A 7721-nucleotide genomic window follows, 5' to 3' on the forward strand; every position below is an offset into this window, starting at 1 on the left:
CACCAACGGTAGCGAAGGCACCCACCACACCCCCCGATTCACCGCCACCCGGCTTTAGAAAACGACCCCACCATGGCAACAAAGAAGGCCAGCGCACCCAGATCGGACGCTGCAAAAAACACCCGACCAGCCACCCCTGCTGCGATTGCCGCAGCGCCCGTGGCTGCCCTGCAATTCACCGCCTTTACGGCCACGGTCCCCGACCGCCTGACCAAGGTGCTGACCCTGGCCCCCGATGGCACGCTGCACAAGGAAAGCGCCGCCAACATGATGCGCGGCAGCGCGGTACGCTCTGTGGTGCACGGCCTGCAGGAACTGGCCGATGTGCTGGAAACCCTCGACCCCGCGCAGGCCACAAGCTGGGGCGTATGCGATGGCATCGTGGGCAAGCCTGTGCCCATCGTGCCCGAGCGCGAGGTGACAGAAACCCCCGGCGCGATCTCCCGCACGCGCAGGCACTTTGCCTACCCGGTGGGGCCGGGCGTGCTGATGCTGGACCATGACGGCGCGCCGGATGGCGAGCTGAGCGCGGATGTGTTCCGCCAGCGTTTGATAGAGGCCTGCCCGGCCCTGGCCGATGCGCCCATGCTGTGGCGCCCGAGCTGTTCGGCAGGGGTGTGCACGGCCGATGGCCGCGAGCTGTCGGCGCTCACGCGGCATCGTTTGTATATCCCAGTGCGCGATGCCTCGCGCATCCCCGAGGCCGGGCGCGCCCTGGTGCAATTGCTCTGGGCTGCAGGCCACGGCTGGTTCGACGTAGGCCGCGCCGGGCAGGCGCTGGAACGCACCCTGATCGACGCCAGCGTGTGGCAGCCCGAGCGCCTGGACTTCTGCGCACCGCCCTTGCTGGGCAAGAGCCTGCGGCGGCCGCACGCCGCCCCGCGCATCTTTGGCGACCCGCTGGGCCTGTTCGACCTCGCGCTGATCCCGCACGACGCCGACACGCACAAGCAGGCCCAGGCCCTCAAGAAGGCAGCCCGCACCCAGCTTGCGGGCCAGTGCGCAGCCCAGCGCGAACGCTGGGTGGCCACCCACGCCCCGGCCCTGGCCAAGTGCCGGGGCATCCCCGTGGACAAGGCCCGCGACGTGCTGCAGCGTGCCAGCGCCCAGCGGGTGCTGATGGGCGACTTCGTGCTGATGGCAGAGCAGGGCAAGCCCGTGTCGGTGGGCGAGATCCTCGACCGCCCCGAGCGCTGGCACAACGCCCAGTTTGCCGACCCGCTGGACCCCGACAGCGACACCCGCGTGGCCGTGGTCAACCTCAAGAGCGGGCAGCGTCCCTACCTGTTCACCCACCGCCACGGCGGCATGCGCTTTGAGCTGCTGCGCCAGAGCGCGCGCATTCAGGTGGGGCGGGGCATGCGCGTGGCCACGACCGATGCAGTCCTGGCCGTGCTGCAGGAACGCGGCGAGCTGTTCGACTATGGCGAGGGCGCCGTGGCCTATGTGAGCGACGGCAAGGCGCGCCCGGTCACGCCGGACTGGCTGACCGACCACATGGGCCGCGTGTGCGAGTTCTATTCGATGCGCCACCGCCGCAAGGCCGATGGCGAGGAAGCGCCCGAGGAAGGGCCAGAAGATGCGCCCCTGTCTGTGGCCCGCGCCATCCTGGCCAAGCATGGCGAGCGCGGGTTCAAGAAGCTGGTGGCGGTAGTGACTGCCCCCACGCTGCGCACCGATGGCAGCATCCTGGACCGCCCTGGCCATGATGAAAACTCCGGCCTGCTGTTTTATTGCGAACACCCGAACCCGCCGCGGGTGCCGGTCAAACCGACCGTGCAGGACGCCCTGGCAGCCTTGCGCTTTCTGTGGGCGCCGCTGGCCCTGTTCCCGCTGGTCGATGCCGTGGCCAACGGCGTGGCGCTGCACGGCCTGCTGTCGGCCGCGCTGCGGGCGAGCCTTCCGACTGCGCCCGGTGTGGGCTTCGATGCGCCTGCGGCTGGCAGCGGCAAGACCCTGCTGGCCCGCTGCATCGGCATCCTGGCCATGGGCTCGGAGCCTTCGATATTGCCCCCGGCCGACACCGACGAAGAAACCCGAAAGCGCCTGTTTGCGGTGCTGCGCGAAGGCCAGCGCGTGGTGCTCTGGGACAACGTGCGCGAGCCCTTGGGCTCTGCATCGCTCGATGCGTTCCTGACCGCGCCAACATTCGCCGACCGGGTGCTGGGCAGCAGCGAAACCATCACGCTGCCCAACCGGGCGCTGTTCATCGCCACGGGCAACAACCTGCGCATGACGTCGGACACCTGCCGTCGCGTGCTGACGGCGCGCATCGACGCGCAGAGCGAGACACCGTATACGCGGGACTTCTCCTTTGACCCGGCGCAGATGGTGCAGACGGATCGCCTCGCTTACGTGGTGGCGGCGTTGACGATTGTTCGGGCCTACATCACCGCAGGACGGCCGAAGATGGCCAAGGGGCGCACGGCCAGCTTTGAGCATTGGGATGATCTGGTGCGCCAGCCCATCTGCTGGCTGGCGCAGCAGGTGGCCGCGATCGCGGGCACACCCGAAGGGGCAGGGCTGCCCACGCTGGCCGACCCGATGGAAGCGGCCGCACGCGCCTTCGAGCAAGACCCGGAAACCACCAAGCTGCGCGCGCTGGTGGAGGCGTGGTTTGCGGCCTTCGGGCCGGACCAGACCACGGTGGGCGGCGCCATCCGGCGCAGCGATACCGATGCGCTCCTGGCCATGGCCATGGATGACATTGCAGGGCAGGCGGGCAAGATCAACTCGCGCATGCTGGGCCGCTGGATCGAGCGCATGCAGGGGCGCATCGTGGACGGCAAACGGTTTGTGCGCATCGGGCACCGGGCGGGGCTGCTGCACTGGGCAGTGCATCAATCGGCGGCGCTGCGGCCGATGCCTGCGGCCGACAGCATCGCCGATGACGTGGCCACGTTCTGAGGGCGCAGCATGAGCGACAACCAAACCGCTGCCCGATTGCTGGAGCGCCTGCGTCACAAGGGCCTGCACCTGTCGGCCACGGCCGAAGGAAACCTGCAGGTGTGGCCCGCTGTGTGGCTCGATGAAGCCACCAGCGAAGCAATCAGGGAGCACAAGCCCGGCCTGCTGGCGCTGCTGTCGGCTGCGGCCGTGGATGTGCTGGAAGACGACCGCCACCGCTGCCGCGACTGCTACCACCTGCAGCGCAAGGGCAACTGCGCCATGGCCGCGCAGGGGCGCCTTCCTGGCGTGCCCGAGTGGTACACGCCGCACAAGGATGTGCTGCAGCGCTGTCATCTGTTCTGCGCGTTGCCCTACTGACCATGGCCGTGCACACCGACAAGCCCACGGCCATGACGGATGCCGAGCGCCAGCGCAAGCACCGGCACAAGCGCCAGCGCGAGCTGCAGGCGCTGCGCGCCGTGGTGCCCGCCACGCCGCAGGAACGCGAGAGCGTGGCCCAGGTGCAGCGCCTCGCGGCCCAGCTCGACAAGGCCACGCGCACGGCCGCAGCGCTGCAGGCGCGCCTCGACGCGATGCAGTTGGAGCAGGGCGAGCTGCAGCAGTTGCGCGAGGCCGTGCGCGCCCTGATTCCGAAGCTGACACCCGCCGCGCAGCAGGTGGCGCGCAGGCATCTGGAGGGCTGCGGCGCGGGGCAGTGGCTCGCACCTGAGGAACCGCCACAGCCTGCGGCCGCGCCGCCTTCAACCCTTTCTTCCCGCGTGTTTTTTAACCCCAGTCCACAAGGAGCAAACCATGACTGAAACCGAAGCCCGCAAGGCATTCAACACCGCCAGCACCGAGCTGCAAACGGCCCTGGCCAAGTACCAGGGCGCGCGCACAGAACTGCACCGCATCACCGGCGAATTTGTGGCCGAAGACCAAGCGCTGAGCCTTCGGTTCAGCAGCGCCTGCGCGGGCCTGCCAAGCACCGACAACGCCGACACATCAAAACCCACGGCCATGGCCGACTGCTGAAACCACAAGGAAAACGACCATGACATTCGACGTTCAACAACACGCCCGCAGCGCCCAGGCTGCGCTGCACGAAGCGCTGGCCGAGCTGGCCCGCGCACGCACGGCCTACGATAACGATGCGGGCCCCAGGTTCGCCCAGGCCAAGGCCGCGCAGGAGATGCTGGGCCGCAAGATCAAGGCGGCAGAAGAGGAAGCCGATGCGGCTGCGGATGCATTCCATGCAGCGTTTGCAAGTGGTGGGTATGAGAGCAGCGATGCAGCCACGCGCAGTGCGCTCAACCGCAAGAACGATGCGCAGGCCATGGCCGAGGTGATGCGGGTGGCGCAGGCCAAGGGAGCGAAGGAACTGCAGGCACTCGCGGCCGAGGCCAGCAGGCAGGCGCACACGTATGCGGCCGCGTATGAGCGGGCCTACACGGCGCACGCACGGGCCGAGGGCTACAAGGTCCTGCAGGAGGCCGGGGAGGCGATGGCCAGGGCCATGGCGCTGGCGGCGCATGCGCCCTGCAGCACCAGCACGCACGAGGATTCGCTGGGGCGCCCGCCCAGCTCTGCGGCCCTGCGCGAGGAGATGGTGGCGGCGCGGTGGGCGTTCATCCTCGACGGCCTGAAAGCGATGGCCGAAGGGCTGCCGGAGTACGGCGCGCGGCCGCAGGTGGAGGTGCTGGGGGTGTTCGACCTGGGGGCGCTGACGGCGCAGGATGTGCTGACGCCTGCGCAGATTCACAAGGTGCGGCGGGGCGGGGAGGTGGTGCTGTAGGGCGCTGGGTCAGGCGAGAAAAAGCGCGAAGTGGCGGTGGCTGCTTCGCGCTTTTTTAAGACCACGGTTCCTCAAGAATGGGTGTCGTCCCATCGTCGCGCGTGACCTTCACCTTAGCGTGGGCGTGTAGCCAATACAAGGGGAATGGCGATGCTAGCTTGCATTTGTGACATGTCAGCGTTTCGCGAAGGTACATCTGCGCAGCGTTGGCCCGGGTGAGTCGGAGTGGGGCTTCGCAATGAAGGCACTTCAGGAAAGGTCGCAGCAACTTGGATATCTGTTTTGCGAGAGGCTGCTTCCGTCTCTCGGAAAAAAGGGCGTCGTAACAACCCATCGTAGATATGAGTAGATGCGACACCGTGTGCTCATTGGCACGCAGAATTTTGGCAAAGCACTCTAGCGAAACTTGAACCGCATAGAGAAGCACGTATGGAAGATTGGTGTACAGAAGCTCGAAAAGATGGTCAGACCGGGGGTCGAGGAAGATGAAGTTGAGATTCAGGTCTTCCGTACGCAGGAGGGAGCCTTGAGAGGTCACCAAGTGCGATGCGCGCTGCCAAATTGGCTCAAAGCTCCGCTCATGGGATTTCGAGAAGAGCATGTCATGCAAAAGATCCCCCGCAAAAGCCTCTTTTACAGCCAAGCGATCAACTGCAGCCGAAAGAATCTCGACACGTCTTTCGGGTTGAACGCCATTTAGAGTGGTGTGCGTTTTGGCTTCAAAGCGGCTGATAAAGTCATCTTGGTCTGCCAAAAGCCACGACAGGAAAAGCAAGTTTTCCTTGAGCGGTTTCCTCAACAGCGCGAATCCCACCGCGAACTTTCGCTTCTCGAAGCAGGAAAGTGCTTCGAATATGAAATGAAGCATGTCGCTCGTTAACCCGAGGACGAGGTGGCTGACAATGAGGTGCTTGTAAGGCTGTACCAACCCCCGCTCTTTCATGAATTCAAGGGGGTCAAAGTCGGGATTGGTTACCCCACAGTCTGCCATGGCACCTGCAAAGGCTTCCGCAACCCAGTTGTGAGCACCGCTCGCCTCGTACTGCACCAACAGTTCGGCCATCTGATCGTGCAGATGAAAGCAGAACTCGTGAGCCTTCCAATACTTAGGTGGCAGGAGCGCTAGACGCTCGGGAGCGATGATTCCGATTGACTGCATGTTCAAGATGCGGATCGAGTTAGTTGTGTTGCTCGTGTAATGCAACGCGGAAATTGGCCGGCCTTTGTGTTCCGATGGGCTATCAGCCCTTAAAAATGTAGCACCGTCATTGGACCGCTATCAGTGGCGCTTTCTTGGGAGGTGGCTTGTCGATTTTGGTCGAGGCATTCAGTCGATAGATTGCTGCGAAGCGGCTGTGACTGCTTCACACTTTGCCTTGTTCTGCCGTCGCTTCGTGGCGCGTGCAGATACAGGGAGATTCACATCCGGGTTCGGAACCTTTGGAGGCCGCAGGACGCGGCGAATCTCGCCGCTCACTACGAACGTGCAGCCCGCTGGTCATCGCCAGATTGCTGCAACTAAACACAGCATCAATATGCCATCCGGGTGGAGAGGCTTGGTAGGGTTTGGTGGGTTTTGAAGGGTTTTTTTCCGACGAAACGCGAGCCAGTGAAAAAGCTGAGGGCCGATTCGCAGACCTGCATGCCAGGCTGGTTGGTGGGGTTTGTAGGCTTTGGAGGGTTTACCGACCGTCGAAGCGCGAGCAAGTGTTTTTGGACGCGCCGCGTAGACTGCACACTATTGAACCAGCGTCGACTGTGATGTCTGAGACGGGCTGCACACGCTCTCTCAATACTTTTGGGGGTACATGAGGTGAGTCAGATGAACGAATTTGTAGTTCTCGACAAGAGCTACCTCGAAGGTGCCTCCGGTCAGGAAATTCGCGAACTCGCGTCGCGCAAGAAACTCTTGATGCCTTCCGCCCTGTTTTATGAGCTGATGACAACGTCACCAGAGCAGCGGCGCAAGTGCTTTCGGAAACTTCCGCCGGGCAATAACCCAGTCACACTAGTTGAGCACATTGGCATTCTGCTAGCCCACGAGGTCGCCACAGGCTCACCTGCTGGGCTTCCGTCAGACCACTGCATGCAGTTTCCCTTCCAATTCAACACGAAACTTCTCAACGACGACTACCAATTGCCCCCTGATGCATTGGATGCTGTGAATGAGCAGACCCAAGAGGTCGAGGAAGATATAGAGCGCCTGATCAGCTACTCCGAAACAATGGGTCAGCTCTTTCCTGATGTACTGCGAGGAAGATCCAATGTTGTTGAAGAGGCCCGCCAGAGCGCGTTCTCAACCATCGCCGACGCAGTTTGGATTCAGGCGTTTTATGACGATGTGCGAGCGAATGCGTCTGAGGTTCACCCCTGCCCTGAGATAAAGGGTGTACCTATGTCCTGGGCGCACATCCGCTGGCTGCAAGTGAACTTAATTTTTTCGCTTGACCTGCACATTCGGCACGGAGGCAGGTTGCGTCGCGATCTGACCCCTGATCTTCGTGTTCGACTGGAGCACGATGTTCATGATGCTCAGCTTCTTGTATTTGGCGTGCTTCAAGGGGCGCTTGCAACTCGCGAAAAAAAGCTTACACGCTGGCATGCCTTACTGCTCGGGACAAATAGTGGGGTTTGTAGGCTTTGAAGGGTTTACCGACCGTCGAAACGCGAGCAAGTGTTTTTTCCGCGGCGGGCTACCCTGTCGTCAACCCCGTTTGGGGGGCAGGCATAGTTAGGTGGGGGTACAAGCGGGGGTACAGCGAAAAAACTGAATTGCGGAAACCTAGCATCCATGCAGGTTTGCGAGCTTCATTCAGTAGCCGCCAGCCCCATTACGACGTCCAAGGGCGTTCACCAAAATCCGGTGAACGCCCTTTTTCTTTTGTAAATCAATGAGTTACGGTGTGGAGACGTCCGGAGCGATCTCCTGGCAGCCAGGCTGAGGCGGGGGAACAGACGGGGTGTTGATTTCTATCCAACCGTAACCCACCATTTCCATCTCGATCTGACCCACCCTTGTTCGTGAACTTCACGCTCA

At 63.0% G+C, this 7721-nt stretch carries 7 protein-coding genes; 6 read left to right on the forward strand and 1 reads right to left on the reverse strand.

Going from position 1 to position 7721, the window contains the following annotated elements; genetic code table 11:
• Nucleotides 1–159 precede the first annotated feature (159 nt).
• Genes AC07PV_RS24915 through AC07PV_RS24935 form a run of 5 tightly spaced genes read left to right on the forward strand, consistent with a single transcriptional unit; the run spans nucleotide 160 to nucleotide 4684 of the window.
• Nucleotides 160–2907 carry a hypothetical protein gene (locus AC07PV_RS24915; RefSeq protein WP_494631606.1) on the forward strand — a complete coding sequence of 916 codons (2748 nt, stop codon included), beginning with the start codon at nucleotides 160–162 and terminating at the stop codon, nucleotides 2905–2907.
• A 9-nt stretch (nucleotides 2908–2916) separates the two neighbouring features.
• Nucleotides 2917–3267: a hypothetical protein gene (locus AC07PV_RS24920; protein ID WP_494631608.1), complete on the forward strand. Its 351-nt coding sequence runs from the start codon at nucleotides 2917–2919 to the stop codon at nucleotides 3265–3267.
• Nucleotides 3268–3269: 2 nt separating this feature from the next.
• A complete protein-coding gene (locus tag AC07PV_RS24925) occupies nucleotides 3270–3710 on the forward strand; it encodes a hypothetical protein (RefSeq protein ID WP_494631609.1) in 441 nt (146 codons plus the stop codon).
• On the forward strand, nucleotides 3703–3924 hold the full coding sequence (locus tag AC07PV_RS24930) for a hypothetical protein (RefSeq protein WP_494631610.1): 222 nt from the start codon (nucleotides 3703–3705) through the stop codon (nucleotides 3922–3924). Before AC07PV_RS24925 ends, AC07PV_RS24930 begins: the two co-directional genes overlap by 8 nt.
• Before the next feature lie 19 nt (nucleotides 3925–3943).
• Entirely contained in the window at nucleotides 3944–4684 is a 741-nt protein-coding gene (locus AC07PV_RS24935; RefSeq protein WP_494631612.1) for a hypothetical protein, read from the forward strand.
• 55 nt (nucleotides 4685–4739) lie between these two features.
• Here AC07PV_RS24935 and AC07PV_RS24940 read toward each other — a convergent pair whose 3' ends face one another.
• Nucleotides 4740–5849 (reverse strand): hypothetical protein, encoded by a 1110-nt coding sequence (locus tag AC07PV_RS24940; RefSeq protein WP_494631613.1) that lies wholly within the window; start codon nucleotides 5847–5849, stop codon nucleotides 4740–4742.
• Between the two features lie 657 nt (nucleotides 5850–6506).
• On the opposite strand from AC07PV_RS24940, the gene AC07PV_RS24945 reads away from it, so the two are divergent.
• Nucleotides 6507–7328: a hypothetical protein gene (locus AC07PV_RS24945; RefSeq protein ID WP_494631614.1), complete on the forward strand. Its 822-nt coding sequence runs from the start codon at nucleotides 6507–6509 to the stop codon at nucleotides 7326–7328.
• Nucleotides 7329–7721: the final 393 nt, after the last annotated feature.

It is taken from the genome of Acidovorax sp. GW821-FHT09A11 (assembly GCF_059418365.1).

What these genes read in the sequence shown, in the direction of transcription:
- AC07PV_RS24920 (WP_494631608.1), top strand. Translation starts at nt 2,917, where the DNA reads ATGAGCGACAACCAAACCGCTGCCCGATTGCTGGAGCGCCTGCGTCAC.
- AC07PV_RS24925 (WP_494631609.1), top strand. Translation starts at nt 3,270, where the DNA reads ATGGCCGTGCACACCGACAAGCCCACGGCCATGACGGATGCCGAGCGC.
- AC07PV_RS24930 (WP_494631610.1), top strand. Translation starts at nt 3,703, where the DNA reads ATGACTGAAACCGAAGCCCGCAAGGCATTCAACACCGCCAGCACCGAG.
- AC07PV_RS24935 (WP_494631612.1), top strand. Translation starts at nt 3,944, where the DNA reads ATGACATTCGACGTTCAACAACACGCCCGCAGCGCCCAGGCTGCGCTG.
- AC07PV_RS24945 (WP_494631614.1), top strand. Translation starts at nt 6,507, where the DNA reads ATGAACGAATTTGTAGTTCTCGACAAGAGCTACCTCGAAGGTGCCTCC.